Here is a 24,099-nt window from a genome sequence, read left to right as displayed (position 1 = left end):
TTGTTTTAGTTTGTTTATTATTATTTGGCCTGCGTTACGCGCTTATTGCCTGCAGCATAAGTGCCATGTTTATTTTTTACCGCTGGGGGCATTGTTGGCCGTCTCTGGTGTTTGTTGGCGAAGTGATTTGGCTTTATTACTTTAGCTATAAAAAAGCGCGATTATTGTTTGTGCGCGGCATTATTTATTGGCTGCTGATTGGTATTCCTATCCTAGCTGCGATTGGTTATTTTATTATTGCCCTGCCTTGGTTGGCCATTGTTACAGCGCTAGTTAAGTACCTATTAAATGCTGCAATTATCTTATGTATTATTGACTTACTTAGTTTTTTCTTTATTCATCAAGCGTGGCAAAAACGCGCTTATTCACTGTATCAAATCCTAAATTATATCGTTAGTATCCTTATCATTTTAGTCGTTCTACTCACTTCCATTGTATTGACCAACAACCACTACGCCCGTATTGAATATGAAGTTAAAGCACAATTATCTGAAAAATCAGCAGGTATTGCCGCTAAAATTGACCAGTTTTTAAATGATTATCGTCGTGGCATTGTATTAACAGCAAAAGCGATTGAGCAGGGGGTTGCTAAAGAGGTTGCGCTGGATCATTTAATGACCCTTTACCCTAGTTTTCTTACCTCTATTGTGACGGATGAGCACGCCATTGCACGCGTATTTAATCCGCTTAGTTTACAAGAAAGTTTAAAAGGTAACAGTCTGTCGGTGGCAGATCGCGATTACTATATTAAAGGCAAAGACTCGCCAAGTGGGTATATTTCTAATATTTTTCGCGGCCGCGGTTTTGGTAATCTGCCGATTGTCGGGGTTGCTGCACCTGTGTATAGCAACGAGCGTTTTCAGGGCGTGGTGGAGGGCTCATTAACATTGGGGTCGTTCCAGCAGTTTCGCCCCTCGATATTTGATAAACAAGGCGAGTTAATTGTTCTGGATGCTAAAAAACAAGTGGTGTTCAGTACCTTAGCATCTCATTATGAGGTGTTAGCGCAACTTTCTGAGGAAGAGTTTACGCAACTGCAAGGCAACAAACAGGCTATTATGACCACCGCCATCGATGGTGAACAATACTATGTAAAGGTGTATTTATCTCAGCAGCAGGGCTGGTATGTGGCCAGTTTATTAAAACGTAAGTATGCCAATCTAGTGGCAGCTAGCGCTTGGGGACAGTCACTGTTATTGATTGTGCTGGTCATTATTTTGATCAGTGTATTTATTACTCAATTGAGCCGCTGGTTAGTGCGTCCGATTGAAGAGTTGGCGGAACAAATTGATGCTTTTGATCCTAAAGCGAATGTAGGTTACCTAGACACGAAGCATAACGCTTGGTTGGAAGTGTTTAGATTACAGCAACAATTTGCAACCTTAGCGTTTAAATTAATAAGCAATTTTAAAGATTTAGAACAAGTAAATACTGAAAATGAAACGCTCAATCAACGCTTGAAGCACTTTAATGCGCAATTAGAATACCAAGTAAATGAAAAAACCGATGAACTGATCAAAGCCGTCGCGGTTGCAAATCAAGCCAGCCAAGCTAAATCTCAGTTTTTAGCCAATATGAGTCATGAAATTCGCACCCCACTAAACGGTATTATGGGGCTGACTGATATTTTACTTAATGCAACTGAGGTAAAACCAGAATATCGCGAGCAGTTGCAAATGATCCAACAAAGCGCTAATAATTTATTGTTGATTTTAAACGATATTTTAGATTTTTCTAAAATTGAAGCAGGGGCACTGAAACTCGATATTCAGACCGTGCCAATACGGCAGTTATTTGGCCAAATAGCACATGTGTTTACCGATACTGGCGTACGTCCAGAGGTTGCGTTTGAGTTTACCATGACAGCATCAGTGCCTGAAGCTGTGTACCTAGACTCGCTTCGATTAAGTCAGGTTATCACTAATTTATTGAGTAATGCTGGTAAGTTTACCAAAGCGGGTAAAATTACCATGCAAGTAGATTACGCAAATGGCAATTTGTCGGTGATCATTAAAGACACCGGGATTGGTATTTCAAAGCCGCAACAAAGCATCTTGTTTAATGAATTTACACAAGCCGACATTTCGACTACCCGAGAATATGGTGGCACGGGGTTAGGGTTAGTGATCTGCAAACGGATTGTGCAATTGATGAATGGCAAACTCATATTAGACAGTGAAAAAGATGTTGGTAGCTGCTTTACCATTATACTGCCAGTGACAGTTGCAGAGCATGTAACGGTTGATGATACGCAGGTAGTGTTACCTGATCTATCAGGGCTAAAAGTGCTGTTAGTTGAAGATAATCAGATAAACCAAATTGTTATATCAAAAATGCTGACTGAGACGCACTGCGAACTTGAAATTGCCAGCGATGGTGAAAAAGCTCTGCTGAGCTTGCAGAACAACAATGCCGATATCATCTTGATGGACTGCCAAATGCCAGTCATGGATGGCTATCAATGCACTGCACACATTCGTAAACACAGTGATAAGTTTGGTCCTGTGATCATTATCGCGATCACGGCTAATGCATTTTCAGATGATAAAAAGCGTTGCCTTGAAGTCGGTATGAATGATTTTATTGCCAAGCCAGTTGAGCGTACTCAACTGTATCGTTGCCTTAACAAATGGGCAGCGCTGCTAAAATTAAACGGCGCTGAGGACAAATTAAACCGTCCCTAATTGCTTATGTACGGTTTCAATATAGGCGTCGTTTAGTAGCTTGTCGGCTGTGGTTGGCTTAGCAAAATAATAACCTTGCAAATCATCACAGCCGATACGATTTAAAAAGTGTATCTGTGCAATTGTTTCTACCCCTTCAGCAATGCAGTATAAACCCAGGTTTTCAGCTAAGGTGTGAATTGTTCTAATAATGGATTCATTACTACTGCCTTGTCCTATATTACGTACAAAGCTTTGATCTATCTTAATTACATCAATTGGAAATTGGCTCAAATAGGTTAACGATGAATAGCCTGTGCCAAAATCATCCAGTAATAATTTAAAGCCAGCACTTCTGAGTGCGTGTAATTGTTTAGCGGCTTTGTTTTTGTCATCAAGCAAGGTGTTTTCGGTGATCTCTAACCGTAATTGGCTTGGTTTCATATTATGTTGATCTAAGATCAACAATAATCGCTGTGTTAAATTCGATTTTAAAATATGCGCCGGTGAGAGGTTAAGCGATAAATAGAAGCGGGAATTGGCACGAAATAATGGTGCGAGATCTTCAAGTGCACGGGTAAGCGCTTGCTCGGTGAGCACATCGATTAAACCCGTTTCTTCGGCAATTGGGATAAACACCGCCGGTGATATCAACTCTGCTTGGTGCTGCCAGCGCATAAGCAGCTCTACGCCATTTATTTTTTTGCTTTTACTATTAACGATTGGTTGGTAATTATTAAAAAACAAATCGTCTTTGTATGCATCTTTTAAGGCATTTTCAAGTAGTAACTTTTGCGTGATCTGATTATTCATTTGCTCAGTGAAAAACTTAAAGCCGTTGCGACCAGATTGCTTCGCATGCATCATGGCTATATCAGCATTACGAATCAGTTCATCAGTGGTATCGGCATCAAACGGATAAAGTGCTACGCCGATGCTGGCGGATATATTGATGGAGAAATCGTTGATCACCACGCGTTTTGCCAGTTCTGCGATGAGGTTGCGTACTAAGTTACTTAAACTTTGTGGCGAGTCTAAGTTTTTAATCAATAATAAAAATTCGTCACCGCTTTGTCGCCCGACAATGGCATTTTTATCAAGCATATTATTCATGCGATAGGTAATATCGCATAATAGTTGATCGCCTACCGCGTGGCCAAATGAGTCATTAACGGGTTTAAATTTATCTAAATCAATGAAAAGTAAAGCAACAAGGGTGGCACGATTATCGGCATCTTTAATTGCGTGGGATATTTTTTGGTACATTAATGAGCGATTAGGTAGTTTAGTTAATGGATCGTAGTTGGCCAGATAGCGAAGCTCATTTTCAGCACGTTTTTGCTCGGTTAGATCAGCAATTACCACCACGTAATAGTTCACTACATCACTGTCTTTTGCTACGGCGGTTATACTAATGTGGATTGGGTGCGATGGGTTTATTTTGGTCTTGATATACGCATCCCCAGACCAGTTTTGTTTTGGCGATAATGATTTTAATATACTAACAAAATCAAGATATTGCTTTTTACCCATTGCCGTTAAAAAGTGTTTTAACTCAAGTTTTGCAGTGCCAGTGTTAATAGAAAAGGCCTCGGCAAAACTGTTGTTGACCGAAAACGGTAGCAGTTGAGAATCTAAAATCAGCAGCCAATCGTTGATTTGGCTGAATGCTTCACCGAGCACGGCAGCCTGCTGTGCGGTGGCACGTTGCTCGGTTATATTAGTGTAGATGCCGGTCACTTTTAATGGTAAACCTTGTGCATCGGTCTCGATTACTTTGCCAATATCTTGATACCATAGCCAATGCCCTTGGGCATGCTTGAGGCGGTAAGTTATTTGCCATTGATCATGGCTGCTTTGATTTAAAAATGCTTGCCAATCATTGCTAAATTGGCGCTTATCATCAGGGTGAATAAGTGCAAAGTAGGCGGCAAAGTTTAGTTTTTGCGGCCATCTTGTGTTATAGCCTAGTTCTTGTTTTAAACGTTGTTGGCTGATCCACTGTGCGGCAATATCGACTTCCCAGACGCCGCTTTTACTACTATTTAAAGCAAGCTCTGTTTGTTGCTGTGATTGCAGTATTTCATCATGAGCATGCTTTATCACAGCTTGGCGAGCGCGGTACTGCCAAAAAACGAAAAATAACACTGCAAAAAGAATGACTGTATACAAACTTATGGCCAGTGGTGAGCGCCATGGGGCATAGGCCACTTTAAAATTAAGGGTTTGTGTTTCTCCTAAGCCTGCACTATCAATATTGTAAGCTGCAATGGATAGTGTGTAGTTACCTGGGGGGAGTTTTGTGAAAAATAGTTTATTGCTTGTATATTTGTCATAACTTAGTGAACTAGGTCCATCCAACGACACTTTGTAGCGCGTTTTATCGATATTTTGAAAATCAAAGTTAGAAAAGCTAACTTCTAATCCCATGTCTTCATCGGTAAGTTGTAATGTTTGTGTTGCGTATTGCTGAGGGTGGTAATTGAGTGCCCTTGAAAACAACGTAATATCAGTGATCGCTGTTGTTGCGCTGTGGCGATCGTCTGGCACAGATAAAAAATCTTGCGGTGCGAAAGTGAGCATGCCACGGGTGCTGCCAAATGCTAACCGGCCGTCTGCTAATTGCAGGTGCGAGTCAAAATTAAATTCATTGACGGTAAGACCATCTTTTACTGTGTATGCATGCACTTGCATCGAACTTAAATCAAGCCGATAGAGTCCGTTATTACTGCTCATCCATAAAAAGCCAAATTGGTCTATTTGCAGAGCAACCAACGCCTTGGCTTTTAAACCCGTTTGAATATTAACCCGGTATTTTACTTCGTAGCTGTTAGCATCAATGCCAATCAGTCCTTCTTGGTTTGAGGCTAACCAAAGGGTGTTGTTGTAATCAAGCACCCAATCTTCCACCGTTACGTAACTCAGTGGGTTATATTTTTCGACAGCGTAAACGAGGGTAAGCAATTGGGTTTCTTCATTATAGCGATATAAAGCCCCTGAAACGCTGAGTAAGTAGTCATCGGGGTGACTCGCTAACGGTTTTAAAAATATATGTGCATTTAGCGGATCTAGTTGCTCTTTTAGGCCTTTGATAATTCGCGTGTGACCCGTGCGACCATCGTACAGAAAGTAGTTATTATTGTTAAAAAATGCAAAGGTGTCATTGCCAATCTGATGATGACCATAGGCTGGACCTTGTTGAAAAATTTCCTGAGTGGCTTCGTCCATTGGCAAAGGCATTTGTTGTTCTGTGTGGGTATCAAATAAAGCCAGATTGTCGAATAGCAGTAACCATAAGTAACGGCCTGGTTCATTTAGATCAGCAGGGGCAATGCCGAACACCCCAAATTGACCATAAAACGCTTTACTATCATCGGTTGTCATAAAGGTGTTAGTGGTTGTGCCATCATTGGCTATTTTTGCTAAGCCATTTTCAGTTCCTAACCAAATACTGTTCTCATCCTGATGAATAGCAAGAATAATATTGCTATGTAGCTTGCCTGCGGAAGTAATTTGCAGATTACCAAAGCGCCTTGCCAAGCTTGACCACGTGAATACCCCTTGCGAGCGTGATGCTAACCACATAAGCCCTGTTTTATCGACCATTACGTCGATAATCGTGTTATCTGTCATATGAAACTTACTTTGGTCAAAACGTAATAAAAACTCGCTTTTACCTGTGTCACGATGGTACTGATATAAACCATTTTCAGTGACTATAAACTCCCCATAGGCGGTGTTAACGTAGTCCCAGATGTTATGCTCAGGGAATATTGCTTCAACAGTATCAAAGTTGAGTATGTTGTTATCATCAAATGGGATGGAATATAGCCCTTCAACGGTGCCAACTAACAAGCCTAGTTGCGGATCGACAGTTAAAAATTTGGTATTGTTTTTATCTTCTGTGAGCTTATCTTTAGCGACTAAGGGAATTTTAGTTATATGCTCATCAATAAGCGATTTAGCATACAAACCATCGCTTGTAGCAATATATAAAAAATTGTCATGAACGGTGAGTGCCCGTACGATTTGATCATTTTTGTTGATTGAGAACTCATGGGTAAAGGTATTGTTTTTAATATCAAAGGTATACACATGCTCATTAATTGCATAATAAAAATGTTGCTGGTATTCAGTAATGGCTAAAATAGGGGAGAAATGACTATCTTCGGCATTTAATTTGCCGGCGTAAATTTTTTCCACTTCAAGTGTGACAGGGTCGATAAGAAAAGCACCAGAGTACTCTGTAGAGACGAATATAGCGCCGCTACTTGTTTCAAATAAAGCAATAATCATCAATTGATCGAGATTGTATTGACCGGCAAAGGTTTTTACTTGATAGCCATCAAAACGGTTTAAGCCCTGCAGGGTGGCGATCCAAATAAACCCCAGTTTATCTTGCAAGGTGCTACTGACATGACCTTGTGATAGTCCTTCATCAGTCGAGATTCGCTGTAATTGCTGAGCATAATTTTGAGCACTCGCGGCTATACTGCACAAACTGAGAATGATGCTAACTAAGATGAAATAAACCTTGCTCAACTGCACTTATGTTATTGCTCCACTTAAGTAAAAAACGTTAGTCGTTAGTAAATATAGCATAACAATTTGTAGTTCAATTAAAGAATTAGCCATATCTCCCCAAGTCACCTTAAGATGCGAACTTCCATTGGCATTAAAAGTGATTCAGCCAAGGTATTGCTGGTAAAGCAAGCTTGCCATTTAGGCTTATTAATTTATTACGTGCTATTGATACGATGAATTATCTGCCATAAGGTGACTTGGTTATCACAAATGCATTATGCTGCTTATTATGTTTATTTTTCAGGATGTTTAAATTGTTACATTCATTTAACGCACAGGCGGCGCAAAGCCTATTGTTAGTCATCGATATTCAAGCCAAATTACAACCGGTTATGCAGCACTATGAACAGATAAAGCAGATCACTTTGCAATTAGCTAAAGCAGCAGAGTTACTGGCTGTGCCTACCCTTATTACTCAGCAGTATAAACAAGGTCTTGGAGAGACGGATCTGCAATTACAGCAGCAATTTAAACAGGCTAGCTATTTTGATAAGACGCACTTTAGTGCCTGTAAAGAGGCGGGATTTTTAGAACAGGTTGCGACCTATGAGCGCCCGCAAATCATAGTGGTGGGAATGGAAGCGCATGTGTGTGTGCTGCAAACATGCTTAGATTTACTAGCAAACGGGTATCAAGTAGTGTTAATCGCCGATGGCGTGAGTTCGCGTAATGATCTTCATCGAGACTTAGCTATCGTTCAACTTAGGCAAGCTGGGGCTGTGATCAGTTGCGCTGAAAGTGTGATTTTTCAATGGACCGAAGTGGCGAATACTACGCTATTTAAATCTGTTTTAGAAATAGTGAAATGATTTTATTCTATTTCATTCTTTACAGTTCATTAACCATCAATTTTTATATTAATAATTCCAAGGAGGAGTTAAATGTCATTTATTTCTAAGTTAGGCAAAGGTCTTAAAGGCGCAATGAACGCCGTAAATGCTGATGAATATCAGCTCAAAGGTGTTAAAGCTAAGTGTATACATTGTGGTGGTAGTCACTTTGAATTAGGCACTGCGCAATTAAATACGGCTGGTTTGACTTTCCTCAATTTGGATTGGGCAAATGGCAGCGCATCGCTGTTATCGTGTAAGAGTTGCAGCTATATCATGTGGTTTGCGACTGAGCCTAAAAAAATAACTTAACAAAGTAAATAATAAGGCTGAAATGCTAGGATAAGAGTAATGACTTTTTAGTATTGTAAATGATAGTAGTTTTCATTATCATGCTGTTAAATTATTTTGATTGCTGTATAAATATCAATGAAACACTCTTTAATTTCACTTGCGCTAACTAGCATATTCGTTACTCCCGTTGTAACAGCCCAGACTGCAACCGAACAACAACAGCCTGCGGCCGTTGCAGAAAAAGACATAGAAACCATCTCAGTGGTGGGACGAGCCTTCTCTATGTACCGTCCAACTGAGTCAACGTTTGGCACTCGTACGGATACCCCGCTTGAAAAAATTCCACAGTCAATTCAGATTATTCCACAAGCATTAATTAGCGATCAGGCTGCACGTCAGGTGACCGACTTATATAGCAACATTGCGGGTGTGAATGGTTTCAGTTATTCAGGTGTTACGTTTCGTGGTTTTCGCCAAGACGAAATTTTGTATGATGGCGTAAAAGGTGACCCATTTAGTGGTTTTGCAGTACCGCAATTATTTAATATTGATCAAGTTGCAGTATTAAAAGGCCCCAGTGGTGCGGTATATGGCAGTGGTAATCCTGGTGGCATTATTAACTACATGACCAAAAAGCCAAGCTATAACAGCAACACCACACTGGCACTTGAAGTGGGCAATGATGACTTTTTTAGCGCCGCCGTTGAATCCACGGGGAGCGTAAACGATGAACAAACTCAAGCTTATCGAGTCGGCATTTATAAAGACTCAGATAAGCCATTTCGTGAAAACACCAGTGAAGACAACACCATTATTGATTTAGGCTATCGTTTTGATTTTACAGACGACACCAACCTAGTATTGCAATATACCCATATTGATCAAGAGTTAGGGGGCGCTCGATTACGTGGCGTGCCAGTGGATGAGAATGGTCATTTTATTGCTGACATTAGCTGGAACCATAATGAAGCAACGGATTACCAAACCGTACTAGCAGATGTGTTTCAAGCCAGTTTTCAGCACCAATTTAATGACGTATTTCGCACTGATGTAACCGCGCGTTATTTTAATAATGAGGCGAATCAAAACTACCATGAACCACGCGGGTTAAGCGATACCGACGGTGATGGCGTTTTGGATTGGAGCGAACGCGAGTTTCGCGATCAACAACGCGAAAATACTGGGCTGAGTTTCACTGCTAATTTGATTGCCGAGACAGAGCTGGCTGCCATGCAACATGTCATGCTGGTGGGTGTAGATTGGTATCAGCATGAGTTTGACTCAGCATATAGAACGGCGCAGCAAGCTAGTAAAGGCGGCCCAGTACCGGGGATCTCAATTTTAAACCCTGAATACGGGCTTACCGCAAAAGATGATTATGATTTAGCAAACGTGACACCACGTTTATCAACTACCGAGTCAACACGAGTTGGCTTGTATGCACAAGACCAAGTTGATGTAACCGATAACTGGAATGTCACTTTTGGCCTGCGCTACGACCGCTTTGAAGATACCGATGTACTTAATAACACTGAGTTTTCCGACAGCGATGTAACGTATCGTATTGGTACCAGTTATAACTTAAACGACACCTTTTTCCCGTATGCGCTGTATGGCACCGGCTTTATGCCACAATCAGCCAGTAACCAAAACCCAGAGGTGGGTGGGCCGTTTAAACCTGAGCACAGTAATATCGCCGAGCTTGGTTTACGTACTAAGTTGTTGGATGACTCATTAGCTGTGAATATGGCAACGTATCGGATCATTCGTAACAATATTTTACAAGCCAGCACTGAGTTATCAGACACCGGCATTGACCAAATGGAAGCGTTAGGCGAGGTTGATAGCCGTGGCTTTGAATTGGAAATTGTTGGCGATGTTAGCGAACGTTTAGTGATCACAGCAAGCTATGCCTATAACGACACGCGTATTGTTGAGCAAAGTGAAAAGTTTTCAGCGCAAGCAAGTGGCAGCGATAAATTCGCCAATGCGCCACAAAATACGGCGGGTTTATGGACTCGTTATGAGTTGCCGCAATTGCATTCGTCAATCGCGGCGGGTCTTGATTATGTTGATGAACAAGTCAGTTTAGATGGTTATAAAGTGCAGCCGTATACTGTGTATAACATGGCATGGAAAACCGAATATCAGCAGTGGGTTTGGCAGCTATCAGTGAAAAATGTGTTTGATAAAGAATATGCATCAAGCGGTTTTATCACCCGTGCTGGGCACTTCCCCGGCGAGCCGCGCCGTGTGTATTTGTCGGCCAAATATACATTTTAAGCTGATTATTGCGCGCTATGAAAGCAAAGCAGTGGTTTAACTTACATGCTTGGGCAGGGCTCTTTGTTGGCATTTTGCTACTGATAACCTGTTTATCTGGCACCTTGGCAACCTTGAGCCACGAAATTGAGTATCTGTCGGATACTCAATTTCGTGCGCTTACGCATACTTCCAGCACTGACTTTGTTGCAATTGAGAATACGCTTGCTCAGCGTTATCCTGGCGGCCAAGTGATTAGCATAATGCGCCATCAGCAACCTTACTTAGCAACTGAAGTGTCGCTTAAGTGGCAGCAGCAGTTTTTGTTTGTGTATGTTGATGGAGCAACTGGTCAGTGGCTTGGCGAAGGCCAGTGGGGGCGAGTATCGCGCTTTTTACGTAACTGGCACATGAATCTATCAATGGGCTGGACAGGTAAGCTGATTGTCACTAGTTTGGCTATTTTATTAGTTATTTTAGTGTTTACTAGTCCAATCGTATATCGTCAATGGTGGCGACATTTTTTAAAAAAGCCACGGCAATTACAAACAACAAATCGCAGCAGCTGGGCTGATTGGCATAAATTACTGGGGCTTTGGAGCTACTGGTTTATTGTGGTAATGGCCATTACTGGCGTTTGGTACTTAGTCGAGCATGGCTTACAAACTGCCAAAATTGCTCACTATGTAACACCTCCGGCAACCGTTGCACAATTACAAAGTAATGCCGAACAACCACTCGCTACCAGTACGATGATCGGCGCTGCACAGCAGGCATTTCCAAGCTTGCTTATTCGCGCCATACAATACCCAACCAAAGCCAATAAACCGGTTGTGGTATTAGGTGATAACAATGACATTTTAGTGCGCTTACGAGCCAATAAAGTGTACTTAGATGCGGCTTCAGCACAGGTGCTTGCAGTCCAAAAGGCCGCAGATCTACCATTTCTAGCGCGCATTAAAGATACCGCGGATCCCTTGCATTTTGGTAACTTTGCAGGGCTAGGTACTAAATTAATTTGGGCGTTATTTGGCTTTTTGATGACCTGTATCTGTATGGCTGGGTTATATATGAATTGGTTAAGAGTAAAACGCAAGCAACCGTCATTATTAAAGTGGTTTGGTGTTATCGGGGTTGTCAGCATGCTGCTAATAGGTTATTCACTCCTGCTGACTGTACAAACGTTTAGTGTTCGCCAAGCACCGCCTACAGTGTATTCGCCAGTGCTTGGTATCTCGCAGGTAAATAATTAACTTGTCGCTAAGCCATAGCAACCAAGTGCAACAAATACGATTGCAGCCAGCATTCTTACTTTTGCCAGTGGGATCCGTTGTAATAACGCATTACCCGCATAAATAACCGGCACATTGGCAAGCAGCATACCCACCGTAGTACCTATAGTGACCCATAATACTGATTGATATTGCGCACTAAGTAACACCGTGGCTATTTGGGTTTTATCGCCAATTTCAGCGATAAAAAACAGCACTAAGGCAACTAAAAATGCCCCGTATTGATCGTATTTATTGCTTACTTCTTCATCCTTATCGGGGATCAAAAGCCATAAACCAACAGCAATAAAACAGCCGTTAACAAGCCAAGGTAAATAAGCAGCGTTGACGCTTCCCGCTAAATAATTTCCCAACCACGCAGATAAGCCATGATTAATGAGTGTTGCGACCAAAATACCTAAAATAAGTGCGGTTTTATTAGCAAAGCGGGCAGCCAGTAACAAGGATAAAAGCTGGGTTTTATCGCCTATTTCAGCTAGGGTAACGGTGACGGTTGATGTGATAAATGTATCCATTTTACTTCTATAAGGCGGGAACATTAAACCAAGGTAAACGCCTATCTCCCGCCATGAGGATAGTGTTTACCCAGGTCTTGCCGATAATGCTTGCTACATTACAAACTTACCATGCACATGCGGTGCAATTATGTTGATAAGTTTACTTGCCGCGAATAAAAAAGCGGTCAAGCAGGCTACTCCCCCGAGAAGCGCGCACTTTGCCATAATTTAGTTTTAGAGTAAAGGTACAAGCATGGGCTGGTGCATTAAATTGAAATGTGACCGTATCAAGGGGGAGCATGACATAATTGACAGCAATAGCGCTGTGAGCAGGCAATTTATTAGAGCAGTTTGTTTATTGATCAATGTTTGATTTCGGCTTGTATTATATCTAACTCGCTTTAGCGTATTTGACTAGTAATCAAAAAAGACCCTATGGATACTGTGAGACTGTTAAATAAAAGTAACAAAATTTAACGCTTACACACACATCAAAAAGGTCGCACATGCACACAATAAATAAAAAAGCATTATCAATCGCCGTAGCATTGGCTTGCTCATTGCCATTACATGCCCAACAAGCAGCTACTAATAATTCAACAAATGCGAATGAAAGCAAATCTGCGCAAGCACAAAGTACCTCTTTAGAAGTTATCTCAGTCACTGCAACCAAACGTAAAACCAAGCTAATGGAAACACCGGTTGCCATTACCGCATTAACAGAAGCAGATCTAAGACAAAATGGCGTTAACAGTGTTAAAGATATTGCTAACCTAGTGCCAGGTTTAGATATTTCAACCGCAACCGATCAATCTGCGCCGGTTATTTCTATGCGTGGGGTACGCTCTACCAATATTACTGAGCTTGGTGATCCTGCGGTTGGCGTCCATCTTGATGGTATTTATTCGCCAAGAATGCAAGGCGCGCTTGCTCTAATGTATGACATTGATCGCGTTGAAGCACTAAGGGGCCCGCAAGGCACCTTGTTTGGCCGAAACTCCACGGTGGGCAGTATTAATGTTATTTCAGCAAAGCCTGAATTCACTCATTTATATGGTAACTTAAACATTGAAGCGGGAAATTTTAATAGTAAAAATATTGATGCGATGATCAACATACCAATCAATGAAGAATTTGCGGTGCGATTTTCTGGTAAGGGCCTAAAACGGGACTCGTATCTAGAAGGTTACTATGACCCGAACCAATATGACTCAAGACGATTAAGTGATGAGATACTCAATGCGCCAGTGATTTCTGAAGACTCTTATCAAGGTATCGGACAAACCGTCACACAGCGCGAAAACTGGTGGATCGATGGTGCAGGAACAGATCCCGAGGCGCAAAAAGTACGGCAATTAACACCGGCTGATAAAAGCGATTTTTACAATAATGCCAACGAGTACTCATTCAGAATTAGTACTCTTTGGGAACCGTTAGATGGCAGCTTTTCAAACCATACGGTTTTTCAAAGGTATGTTAACGACAGCAATAACAACCTTGATTTAGTGAACTGCGACAAAATACGCGGACGCTCAGCTGAATTGGGTGGCGATTGCTCTAATTTTTTACCCAGTGACAATACCTATCAAGCGGTTGTTAATGTACCGGGCGAGCTGAATTTAGATATCACTTATCTGAGAAACACCCTTAACTATAATATAAATGATCAATATTCACTGGTGTGGCTGCTTGGCTATGAAGATATGCAAAGATCGTCTGCACAAGATAGCGAAGTTGGGCTTGATCCTTGGGATGGCGCAACCTACTTTTTAGATGGCACCGGTGCTGAATCTTTTTCAACTGAGCTGCAATTACAGTCAGATGAATATGGCGACTTTATCTGGATTGTTGGTGCTAACTATTTCCACGAAAAAACCACGACCTTAGGTTACTACGATAACCCGATGGATGATAAAGCCTTTTGGGACCAACCCGATCGTTCTACCGACGCCTTTGCGTTGTTTGGACAAGGCACGTATAAATTAACCGATAAATTACACGCTACCTTTGGCTATCGTTTTAGTGACGAAACCAAACAAGATAAAGGTGGTAGAACGTACCGCTGCTCTAATGCCGATGGCTGCGCCGTAGGTTGGTTAAATAGAACCGACCTTAATAATCTACCTGCTGATTATTATGAAGATCCTTCTATTTATGCGTCGTACTTTGAAAACGACAACAAAGGGAGTTGGCAGCATCATGATTTCCGTATTGGTTTAGATTATGACATTTCAGCCGAAACCATGGTTTATACCTACCTTGCCAGCGGTTTTAAAGCGGGAGGAATTGGTGATGTATATGAAGTGGTTAATGACAGAACCGGTGATGTAACACGCTTTGAAACTAAATTTGCTCCAGAAGAAGTACTCACTTGGGAAATAGGTGCTAAATCCAGCTTTTTTGATAACTCTTTAAACTTAAAAGCGGCGTTTTTCTACACCGATTATACCGACATGCAATACGCCTCTGTTGGCTCAATTGGTAACGTTGAGCGGTTATCGGTTGTAGAAGATGATAACGGCACGCCGATTTTAGATGGCAATGGCCAGCCAGTACTTGATTATCAAAATAAACCTGTAATTGCTTATTACACACAAAATGTACCAAGTTCGACAATAAAAGGGATTGAGCTTGAGTTTGATTGGAAGCCATACCCAAATGGCCGTATCACCGGTTATGTAACGTGGACCGATGCAAAGGTGACTGAAGATTGGCACACTAAATGGGATTACGACGCTGAGTACCTGTTTGATATTTCTTATGAGGAATCAAAAGATCCTGAAAATACATTGCTAGCAACCAACCTTAAAGGTAACAACTTAGCAATGACGCCTAAGTACACGGCAAACATAAGCTACACACATACATTCAACCTTGGTGAATATGGTTTTATTCATAGTTGGCTTAATGCCAGTTGGAAAGATGAGTCGTACTCAACGGTGTGGAATGTTGATAAACACTTAGATGACATGAACTTTGCCGTGTCTGACGAAGCGACACAATATATTGATGATAGCCGTGATGCCTTTGCAGTGTATAACGCGTCAATCAAGTATGAGCCGCAAGGACAAAACTGGTACGCAGAAGTATTTGTAAATAATGCCTCTGATGAAACGATTCAATATTGGAATAATACCAGTAAAGGCGTGCCAAAAGGCAGCTTTGGCATGCCAAGGTATTACGGTGTTAGAGCGGGTTTTTCATTTTAGATAACCTCAACAAAATGATGCCTTCCACAGTGAATATGTCACTGTGGCAGGCGTACACTTCAAATAAGGATCAATCATGAAAACAACGCTTATTAACACCTTAGTGGCGGGCATTGTATTTATCTCACCTTGTACATATGCAAATTATTTTAAGGATAATTTCTCTTGGGGCTACGACAATACCATTTGGACTGCGCGAAGTGGCGACAATGGCGCGCCTTTTGGTTGTGCATTTAGCCCCGCAATGATCAACCCAAGTGAGCATGGCGTGACTCTCTCATTGGCGCAAGGCTCATGTGCAGAGCTGCAAAGTAACAACTTTTATAGTTTTGGTAAGGTACAAGGTAGCCTTAAGTCGGGCAATATAGCGGGAACTGTGTCTTCTATTTTTACTTACACATCGTGGTGGGACTCACCTGGGCGTGCGTGGCAAGAGATTGATATCGAACTGTTACCATCACTTGGCAATGTGGTTCATACTAATGTGATTTACCAGCCGCAAGGAGGCACTTATCAAAGCTGGGAAAAAGACATTGATCTCAGTCAGTATGGGCTTGATTACAGAGAAGACTTATTAACCATCGGCTTTGATTGGTCCAATACCGCAATTCGCTGGTATTTGTATGACTCACAAGGAAACGAGCAAACATTAAGAGTGCTCTACAAAGACAATGGTGATGGTATTTTAGCTGAAAATGAAATTCCTGCTTATGCTTGGCCTATAGATAATACAAAAATTATGATCAACCAGTGGCATGGCGATAACTCAACCGAAGCTTATTACTTTCCAGGCCAATATTATGGCAGCCCGTCGTGGGCGTACTATGATTTTATTGAATACATTCCACAATGAAATTAATCAGTTCGCATTTATCAAATAGAATTTAAACTCGAAGGTTTTTAATGTCTCAAATCAAATATTCTAAATTAGCACTGTGTTTATTGCCCGTTGTTGCCGCGCTTACTTGTCAATCATCATTTAGTGCAATGAGTGAGCAAGTCAACTGGCCGTATGTAAACAACAAGCTTAAGCGCGACCCAGCTGTTGAAGCGCAGATTGACCAACTACTCGCAAAAATGACCATAGAGCAAAAAGTGGCGCAAATGATCCAGCCTGAAATTGGCTATTTAAGCGTTGCACAAATGCAAAAATATGGTTTTGGCTCATACCTAAATGGTGGTAATACAGCCCCATATGGTGATAAGCGCGCCAACCAAGCAACTTGGCTAAAATACGCTGATGAAATGTATCAAGCGTCAATGGACTCAACCCTTGATGGGATTGCGATCCCGACAATTTGGGGCACCGATGCGATGCACGGGCATAGTAACGTGTATGGCGCTACGTTATTTCCTCACAATATCGGACTGGGTGCAGCGCGCGATGCCAATTTAATTAAACGCATCGGACAAGCAACGGCAAAAGAAGTCTCTGCCACGGGTATTGAATGGAGTTTTGCCCCCACAGTTGCCGTTGTTAGGGATGATCGCTGGGGCAGAACCTATGAAAGTTATTCAGAAGACCCAGACCTGGTTAAACACTATGCAGGCGAAATGGTTACGGGTATTCAAGGCACTCTCGGTGATGATTTCTTAAAAGGCACTCATCGTATTGCTACTGCAAAGCATTTTGTCGGCGATGGTGGTACTGAGCGAGGCATTGATCGCGGTAATACTATTATTGATGAACAAGGCTTAAGAGACATTCACAGCGTTGGTTATTTTTCTGCAATTAATGAAGGCGTACAGTCAGTTATGGCGTCGTTTAATAGTTGGAATGGTAAGCGTGTGCATGGCGATAAATACTTATTAACAGAGGTACTGAAAAATCAGCTTGGCTTTGATGGTTTTGTGGTCAGTGATTGGAATGCTCACAAGTTTGTTGAAGGCTGCGACCTTGAACAATGCGCGCAGGCGATTAACGCAGGTGTTGATGTGATCATGGTGCCAGAGCATTTTGAAGCGTTTTATCATAATACTGTTAAGCAAGTGAAAGCCGGTATAATCACAGAATCGAGAATAAACGATGCAGTAAGGCGCTTTTTAAGAGCTAAAATCCGCTGGGGCGTTTTTTCGAAGGGTAAACCGTCAGCGCGTCCTGAATCACAACACCCACAGTGGTTAGGCGCCACTGAGCATCGCGCTTTGGCAAGAGAAGCCGTTAGAAAGTCATTGGTTTTATTAAAAAACAACGAAAACGTGCTGCCAATAAAAGCAACTAGCCGTATTTTAGTTGCCGGTAAAGGGGCAAATGCCATCAATATGCAAGCGGGTGGCTGGAGCGTCTCTTGGCAAGGCACAGACAATACCAATAGCGACTTCCCCAATGCCACGTCCATTTTTTCAGGTCTGCAATCGCAAGTGACAAAAGCAGGTGGCGAAATTACCTTGAGCGAATCTGGTGAATATACTAGTAAGCCCGATGTAGCCATTGTTGTAATTGGTGAACAGCCTTACGCAGAATGGTTCGGTGACATAGAATTGCTCGAATACCAGCATGACACTAAACATGATCTGGCGCTATTAAATAAGCTTAAGGCCGATAATATTCCCGTCGTAACCGTCTTTTTAAGTGGCCGGCCACTGTGGGTTAATAAAGAATTAAACGCGTCCGATGCATTTGTGGCCGCTTGGCTGCCAGGCTCTGAAGGGCAAGGCGTTGCGGATGTATTGTTGACGAATAGCGAAGGTAAAACTCAGTTTGATTTCACCGGCAAGTTGAGCTTTTCATGGCCGAAATATGATGATCAATTTACCTTAAACGTAAAGGATGCTGATTACGATCCGTTATTCCCTTATGGCTATGGCTTAACGTATCAGGACAGCGTAAATGTGCCCGCGCTTAGTGAAAAGACCAGCCCTAAACAAAGTCGTAAAAGTGATTTGCATCCGCTATTTGTGCGCAGCTTAGCGAAAAACCTGACCTGGCAACTGGCAGATGCAACAACCGCCAAAGTTACCTCTACAGGTTCGTCTGCCACCAGTGGCGATAAACAGAGTTTAGTTATGCAGTCAGTAAACTTATCTTATCAAGAAGATGCAAGACAGTTTAATTGGCGAGCACAAGGTGCTGTAAGCCTGAGTTACCTTAAGCCAGAGTCGCTAGATAGCAAATTTAATACAGCTTACCTTGAGTTAAAAATGCGTATAGATAAAGCACCAGCCCTTGGCTCTAAATTACAAATCATGTGTAATAAAGACAACTGTTTAACAGAGCTTGATTTCACATCGTTTGAAAAACTAATGGCAGATAAAAACTGGCATACTTTAGCTATTCCCTTAAATTGTGCTGGTAACAAGCTTGCTGAACAGCAAACAAGCGATGCAATACGTATTACTAGTAACAGTTTAAGTTTAGCCGTTGCGGATATTGCATTGACTCTAAAGCCAGATAATGATTCATTGTCATTAAGTTGCCCAAATTAGAGATGCTATAGGCAGTTTAGCACCCTAACACTGCCTATAAAATTGGATTTAACAATGTGAATACCAATAACCCTAGAAGTCAGCTGTTCTGGTTATTCCAAAGCTGCGGTTGGATTGTTTACGCAATGCTAACCGAATTAATGATTAAAATGCCAAGTGAAGAGCCGTGGACTATCCATGTGCCTCATTTAATTATTGATGCAACATTTGGTTTTTTAATAACTTTATTGTTAAGAAAAGTGTATGGACTCGCTCGTGTTCAAAGCGTAAAAGTCAAAGTGACGCTACACATTATTTTTTTAGTGGTAGCAACACTACTTTGGACGCAAATTAAATGGATCACACTGCAGTGGCTATATGGCAATTGGTGGCTGCCAATGTCGTGGTTTGACTTTGGTACATGGACGTCTGCATCCTTAACCATGCTGTCAACGTGGACGGCCTTTTACTACGGAACTAAAATTTATTTAGATAATCTCGAGCAGACGCAAAAGGCTGCAGAAGCCACTCATTTAGCCAAAGAATCACAACTAAAAATGCTGCGCTATCAGCTTAACCCGCATTTTATGTTTAATAGTATCAATGCAATATGTACGTTAATTTTGAAAAAAGAAAGCCTGCAAGCAGTCACTATGCTGGAAAAACTATGTGACTTATTGCGCCACAGTTTATACACAGATCCGCTTGAAAAAGTATCCGTTAAAGAAGAAATTGCTATTTTACGCACTTATTTAGATATTGAGCAGTGTCGATTTGCCGACAAGCTAGAGGTTAATATCAGTGTTGCAGAGTCGTGTAATGACTTGTTGATCCCGTCTTTATTGATCCAGCCCTTAGTCGAAAATGCCTTAAAACACGGTATGCGTGCAGAGCAAAAAATGGTGATCACCATTGCTATTGAAAAAACCAGAACTGCATTGCTTATTAAGGTTGCAGATACTGGCAAAGGCTTTGATGAAAATAAAAAAACCAAAAGAGGTATCGGTTTGGCTAATTGTGAGCAACGCTTAAAATTAATGTATGGTAACAGCCACCGCATTGAAAAAGGCAATGTCAAAACTGGCGGTGCGTGGTTTTGTATTTCTCTTCCTATTAATGGTTTGCAACAATGATCCAATTAAACACCTTACTGGTTGATGATGAATATAGCGCAATTGAAGGCTTACGCATTCGCCTAGAAGCCTTTCCTGAAATTAATGTGATTGGTAGCGCTGCCAGTGTTGACGAAGCAATTAAACTGCTCAATAATAATGACGTTGATTTAGTTTTTCTAGATATAGAAATGCCAACTAAATCAGGTTTTGAATTAATAAAATATTTTCAACCAGAGAATTGCCCAGCGGTTATTTTTGTCACCGCCTTTCATCAACATGCAGTAAAAGCATTTGAAGTGAGGGCGCTGGATTATTTACTTAAACCGGTTAAGTTAGCTCGTTTATCAGAAGCCATTGATAGAGTTACCAAAATGGAAAAGTTCCATAGGAAAAATGAGCTAATTGCAGTCCAGCAAGCGTTATCTGATGATTTAGCAAGTGAAGTCGCTATTCCTACTCATTCAGAATATAAATTTGAGCATGAGAATTTAGTCATTCAAGATGCCAAAAATCCTATTCAAATCATACCATTCAAAGATATTTTATGGATTGATGCCGCAGGTGATTATATGTGTGTTCATACACCAGCAGAAACACATGTAATGCGAGCGCGTTTAAAAGAGCTTGAGAAAAACACCTTACCAGATGATTTTCTGCGCATACATAAATCAACGATTGTTAATTTAAGCCATATAAAGCAGCTTAACCCACTTCGAAACTCTGAATACACGGCAGTATTACAAAGTGGCAAAACACTCAAAGTCAGCCGTACGTATAGTAAAAATTTAAAGAGTTTGTTCAAACACTAACTCGTTAAACTAGAGGGTTTTTCAAGCTAAAAGTGGCTGGCTATTGATTTATCGTTTAACTACATGTTTATTATGACTAAATCTAAGTGTATTGTGTAATGAAAAAAATAGGAATACTGAATTTATGGAAATTAATGTAGACGATTTATCGTCTGGTGACGTTATTAAGCTGTTAGAAGAGCACTTAGCAGATATGTATGCGACATCACCGCCCGAGAGTGTGCATGCGCTGGATGTGGATAGCTTAAAATCGCCAGATATTACCTTTTTTAGTGGTTGGCTGGATGGTAATTTGCAAGGCTGCTTGGCTGTTAAAAAACTCAGCCCCGCGCATCTTGAATTGAAATCAATGCGTACTAGCAGCGCTGCCCGAAAATCAGGCGTCGCGACTAAGCTCCTTCAACATGCGCTGAACTTTGCAACCGAGCAAGGTTATCAAAAAGTAAGCTTAGAAACTGGTTCACAAGCATTTTTTGAACCAGCCCGAAACCTCTATGAGAAGTTTGGCTTTAGTTATTGCGGGCCTTTTTCAGACTATCTTGAAGATCCGCACAGCCGTTTTATGACTTTAGTCTTGCTTGAAAGATAATATTTTTTCCATGATTGGAAAAGCACTGACGTGTTAGCTGCTGATGCTCAAATCCCCGAGTTTGATGCTAGCCCGACAGCGAATAAATTTATGGCTAGATTAGCCGCTAAAATTAACTTAATTCCCAGCGCAAGCAGACCTTGGTATGTCGTTTTATCTACTCTATATTGTACAGAGGCTATAAAAACTAAGTATTAGCAATCTCTTAAATAATTTGCTAAAACTATATAAAGTATCAAAGTTAGCATGACACGAGCAGCAATATTAGCGCTTCGCGTACTGTTTAATTGTTATTAAAAACCAATTAGTTAGGGTGTGGAAATGACATTGGAAGAATGCAGAAAAGATTTTGAACACTCGGCAAAAAGATCTTTATCGATGCCTATTGCTGGCGCGTTATATTGGCTGACGCTCGCTATTGTTTCAACTCAGGTTTCTGAAAGGGTAGGCTTGCTCGTTCTACTCTTTGGCTCAGGTACTATTTTTCCGATAGCTTTATTAATATCAAAAATTACCAAAGAACAGGTCTTCTCCTCAAATAATCCGTTAGCCAAGCTTATGGGGCTTTCTGTTTTAATGGTAAACCTATTGTGGGCCCTACATATACCTTTGTTCTTATATGCACCAGAATTTTTACCGCTAAGTGTGGGTATTGGTTTAGGGTTACATTGGATTGTGTACTCGTGGATTATTCAGCACCCATTAGGATTAATTCATGCGTTATTACGTACAGCGTTAGTTTTGTTAGCATGGTTTATATTCCCTGAGTCACGCCTTTTTGCAATCGGGCTTGCAATTGTGCTTGTGTATAGTTTAAGTATTTGGCTAATGCTAACGAGGCCGATAGCATATAATAAATTAAGTCATCAGGACGCTTTAAGCAGCGCCTCTGTTTAAAGTGTTACCAACCATACATGTACAAAGTTGACTAATATCAGCTTTTGTTAGCTGGTCGTTATGTGTTCCTCGAAAAAGACAAAGAAGACACCCATCGTAAAGTTTGCTTTTTTGACATTATTTACTACGTTTAAATTAGTATGGAAAACAAACAGGGTGATATATGGCAATTGCAAGAAAGCGTCAAATAAGTTTAGTTGGTACACCTTATTACCATTGCATTTCCCGCTGTGTACGCCGTGCCTTTTTGTGTGGTGAAGACCAATTTACAGGCCAGTCCTTTGAGCATCGAAGAGGGTGGGTTGAAGACAAGCTGCTCAGTCTAGCCAAGGTGTTTTGTATTGACGTGTGTGCCTATGCGGTAATGAGTAATCACACGCATTTAGTGCTGTACGTTGATGATAAAAAAGCCGCACGCCTTAACGATAAAGCAATTATTCTGCGCTGGCATAAGTTATGTAGGGGCACCGTGCTTACAAACAAATATATCCAAGGGGAGCAACTCAATGATGCCGAGCAGTTCTTTTTAAATGAAACCATTAACGAATACCGCACACGTTTAAGTAGCATCAGCTGGTTTATGCGACAATTAAATGAAGACATCGCTCGCAAAGCGAATAAAGAAGATGGATGTACTGGGCGATTCTGGGAAGGTAGATTCAAGTCACACGCACTTTTAGATGAAGCCGCCATAGCCGCATGCATGGCTTATGTTGACTTAAACCCAATCAGAGCTAAAATGGCGAATACTCCAGAAGAATCATCCCACACCAGCGTACAAAAACGCATTGCAAGCGCAACCGAAGGCAAGCAACCAAAACAACTACTGCGCTTTTCAGGGGTGCCCAGACAACATATGGCCAAAGGATTACCGTTTGAGCTAAAATCTTACCTTGAATTAGTAGAGCTCACTGGGCGTTGTTTGCGAGAAGACAAATGCGGCCACATTGAAGACGCATATTTACCGCTTTTAGAGCGAGTCAACATCTGCCCTGAAAACTGGTTAAAACTCACCACGCACTTTACCCGCGTATTTCATGGCGCAGTCGGCAGGCCCTCATCACACGCAAGTTACTGCGAAAATTTAAACAGAAAACGACGTAGCAACCTAAGTAACTGCGAAAAACTACTGGCATAGTTTTAACACTCCACTTCAACCTCAAATATTACCTAAGGCAAGCTCTCCCATGCGTGTAATTCAGGATGGAGGAGCCCTCAGGTGAATAAAGTGGCTATTTTAAGATGCTTTGAACACTTGCAGCCACTCCCACAAAATGCGTTGATTGTTTTGTTTTAAAAAATACTTATGATGGGTGTCAATATATTTAATGATGGGTGTCAATATATTTAATGCGTGTAATTCAGGATGGAGGATCCCTCAAGTGAATAAAGTGGCTATTTTAAGATGCTTTGAACACTTGCAGCCACTCCCACAAAATGCGTTGATTGTTTTATTTTAAAAAATACTTATGATGGGTGTCAATATATTTTGAATTTGATGGGTGTCAATATATTTTGAATTAGTAGAGCTCACTGGGCGTTGTTTGCGAGAAGACAAATGCGGCCACATTGAAGACGCATATTTACCGCTTTTAGAGCGAGTCAACATCTGCCCTGAAAACTGGTTAAAACTCACCACGCACTTTACCCGCG

At 41.3% G+C, this 24,099-nt stretch carries 15 protein-coding genes; 13 read left to right on the top strand and 2 right to left on the bottom strand.

Annotation, left to right across the window (positions count from 1 at the left end):
* On the top strand, nt 1–2,684 hold a 2,684-nt coding region (locus ENH88_RS15255), incomplete at its 5' end, for a hybrid sensor histidine kinase/response regulator (RefSeq protein ID WP_304183461.1).
* On the opposite strand, the gene ENH88_RS15250 is transcribed toward ENH88_RS15255, so the two are convergent.
* The gene (locus tag ENH88_RS15250; protein WP_304183459.1) at nt 2,670–7,211 is read right to left on the bottom strand and encodes an EAL domain-containing protein; all 4,542 of its coding nucleotides are present in this window, start codon (nt 7,209–7,211) and stop codon (nt 2,670–2,672) included. The genes ENH88_RS15255 and ENH88_RS15250 overlap by 15 nt on opposite strands.
* A gap of 290 nt (nt 7,212–7,501) precedes the next feature.
* Here ENH88_RS15250 and ENH88_RS15245 point away from each other — a divergent pair, with 290 nt between their 5' ends.
* From ENH88_RS15245 to ENH88_RS15230, 4 genes are all read left to right on the top strand, one after another.
* On the top strand, nt 7,502–8,056 hold the full coding sequence (locus tag ENH88_RS15245) for an isochorismatase family protein (protein WP_304183456.1): 555 nt from the start codon (nt 7,502–7,504) through the stop codon (nt 8,054–8,056).
* 72 nt (nt 8,057–8,128) lie between these two features.
* Nucleotides 8,129–8,389 carry a hypothetical protein gene (locus tag ENH88_RS15240; RefSeq protein ID WP_304183454.1) on the top strand — a complete coding sequence of 87 codons (261 nt, stop codon included), beginning with the start codon at nt 8,129–8,131 and terminating at the stop codon, nt 8,387–8,389.
* A 117-nt stretch (nt 8,390–8,506) separates the two neighbouring features.
* Nucleotides 8,507–10,654: a TonB-dependent siderophore receptor gene (locus ENH88_RS15235; protein WP_304183452.1), complete on the top strand. Its 2,148-nt coding sequence runs from the start codon at nt 8,507–8,509 to the stop codon at nt 10,652–10,654.
* 17 nt (nt 10,655–10,671) lie between these two features.
* On the top strand, nt 10,672–11,886 hold the full coding sequence (locus ENH88_RS15230; RefSeq protein WP_304183451.1) for a PepSY-associated TM helix domain-containing protein: 1,215 nt from the start codon (nt 10,672–10,674) through the stop codon (nt 11,884–11,886).
* Here the strand turns inward: ENH88_RS15230 and ENH88_RS15225 are convergent.
* Complete coding sequence (locus ENH88_RS15225) at nt 11,883–12,440, bottom strand: TMEM165/GDT1 family protein (RefSeq protein WP_304183448.1); 558 nt, start codon at nt 12,438–12,440, stop codon at nt 11,883–11,885. The two genes, ENH88_RS15230 and ENH88_RS15225, sit on opposite strands and share 4 nt — an antisense overlap.
* A gap of 488 nt (nt 12,441–12,928) precedes the next feature.
* On the opposite strand from ENH88_RS15225, the gene ENH88_RS15220 reads away from it, so the two are divergent.
* The 8 genes from ENH88_RS15220 (at nt 12,929) to ENH88_RS15185 (ending at nt 23,584) form a co-directional block, all read left to right on the top strand.
* Nucleotides 12,929–15,631 carry a TonB-dependent receptor gene (locus tag ENH88_RS15220; protein WP_304183446.1) on the top strand — a complete coding sequence of 901 codons (2,703 nt, stop codon included), beginning with the start codon at nt 12,929–12,931 and terminating at the stop codon, nt 15,629–15,631.
* A 76-nt stretch (nt 15,632–15,707) separates the two neighbouring features.
* Nucleotides 15,708–16,484, top strand: coding sequence for a family 16 glycosylhydrolase (locus ENH88_RS15215; RefSeq protein WP_304183444.1), 777 nt, complete (start codon nt 15,708–15,710; stop codon nt 16,482–16,484).
* 50 nt (nt 16,485–16,534) lie between these two features.
* Nucleotides 16,535–19,057, top strand: a complete 2,523-nt coding sequence (locus ENH88_RS15210; RefSeq protein WP_304183441.1) for a glycoside hydrolase family 3 protein — start codon at nt 16,535–16,537, stop codon at nt 19,055–19,057.
* Between the two features lie 56 nt (nt 19,058–19,113).
* The gene (locus ENH88_RS15205) at nt 19,114–20,169 is read left to right on the top strand and encodes a sensor histidine kinase (protein ID WP_304183440.1); all 1,056 of its coding nucleotides are present in this window, start codon (nt 19,114–19,116) and stop codon (nt 20,167–20,169) included.
* Nucleotides 20,166–20,960, top strand: coding sequence for a LytR/AlgR family response regulator transcription factor (locus ENH88_RS15200; protein ID WP_304183439.1), 795 nt, complete (start codon nt 20,166–20,168; stop codon nt 20,958–20,960). The genes ENH88_RS15205 and ENH88_RS15200 overlap by 4 nt, the downstream gene beginning before the upstream one ends.
* Nucleotides 20,961–21,084: 124 nt before the next feature.
* Nucleotides 21,085–21,549 (top strand): GNAT family N-acetyltransferase, encoded by a 465-nt coding sequence (locus ENH88_RS15195; RefSeq protein ID WP_304183438.1) that lies wholly within the window; start codon nt 21,085–21,087, stop codon nt 21,547–21,549.
* A 321-nt stretch (nt 21,550–21,870) separates the two neighbouring features.
* The gene (locus tag ENH88_RS15190; RefSeq protein ID WP_304183437.1) at nt 21,871–22,446 is read left to right on the top strand and encodes a DUF7010 family protein; all 576 of its coding nucleotides are present in this window, start codon (nt 21,871–21,873) and stop codon (nt 22,444–22,446) included.
* A gap of 163 nt (nt 22,447–22,609) precedes the next feature.
* A complete protein-coding gene (locus tag ENH88_RS15185; protein ID WP_304183436.1) occupies nt 22,610–23,584 on the top strand; it encodes a transposase in 975 nt (324 codons plus the stop codon).
* Nucleotides 23,585–24,099: the final 515 nt, after the last annotated feature.

This window comes from Pseudoalteromonas prydzensis, from assembly GCF_011050055.1.
In the GTDB taxonomy this organism is placed as follows: Bacteria; Pseudomonadota; Gammaproteobacteria; order Enterobacterales; family Alteromonadaceae; genus Pseudoalteromonas; species Pseudoalteromonas prydzensis_A.
This window is presented reverse-complemented; position numbering and strand designations above follow the sequence as displayed.

What these genes read in the sequence shown, in the direction of transcription:
- ENH88_RS15240 (WP_304183454.1), top strand. Translation starts at nt 8,129, where the DNA reads ATGTCATTTATTTCTAAGTTAGGCAAAGGTCTTAAAGGCGCAATGAAC.
- ENH88_RS15235 (WP_304183452.1), top strand. Translation starts at nt 8,507, where the DNA reads ATGAAACACTCTTTAATTTCACTTGCGCTAACTAGCATATTCGTTACT.
- ENH88_RS15230 (WP_304183451.1), top strand. Translation starts at nt 10,672, where the DNA reads ATGAAAGCAAAGCAGTGGTTTAACTTACATGCTTGGGCAGGGCTCTTT.
- ENH88_RS15225 (WP_304183448.1), bottom strand. Translation starts at nt 12,440, where the DNA reads ATGGATACATTTATCACATCAACCGTCACCGTTACCCTAGCTGAAATA.
- ENH88_RS15220 (WP_304183446.1), top strand. Translation starts at nt 12,929, where the DNA reads ATGCACACAATAAATAAAAAAGCATTATCAATCGCCGTAGCATTGGCT.
- ENH88_RS15215 (WP_304183444.1), top strand. Translation starts at nt 15,708, where the DNA reads ATGAAAACAACGCTTATTAACACCTTAGTGGCGGGCATTGTATTTATC.
- ENH88_RS15210 (WP_304183441.1), top strand. Translation starts at nt 16,535, where the DNA reads ATGTCTCAAATCAAATATTCTAAATTAGCACTGTGTTTATTGCCCGTT.
- ENH88_RS15200 (WP_304183439.1), top strand. Translation starts at nt 20,166, where the DNA reads ATGATCCAATTAAACACCTTACTGGTTGATGATGAATATAGCGCAATT.
- ENH88_RS15195 (WP_304183438.1), top strand. Translation starts at nt 21,085, where the DNA reads ATGGAAATTAATGTAGACGATTTATCGTCTGGTGACGTTATTAAGCTG.
- ENH88_RS15190 (WP_304183437.1), top strand. Translation starts at nt 21,871, where the DNA reads ATGACATTGGAAGAATGCAGAAAAGATTTTGAACACTCGGCAAAAAGA.
- ENH88_RS15185 (WP_304183436.1), top strand. Translation starts at nt 22,610, where the DNA reads ATGGCAATTGCAAGAAAGCGTCAAATAAGTTTAGTTGGTACACCTTAT.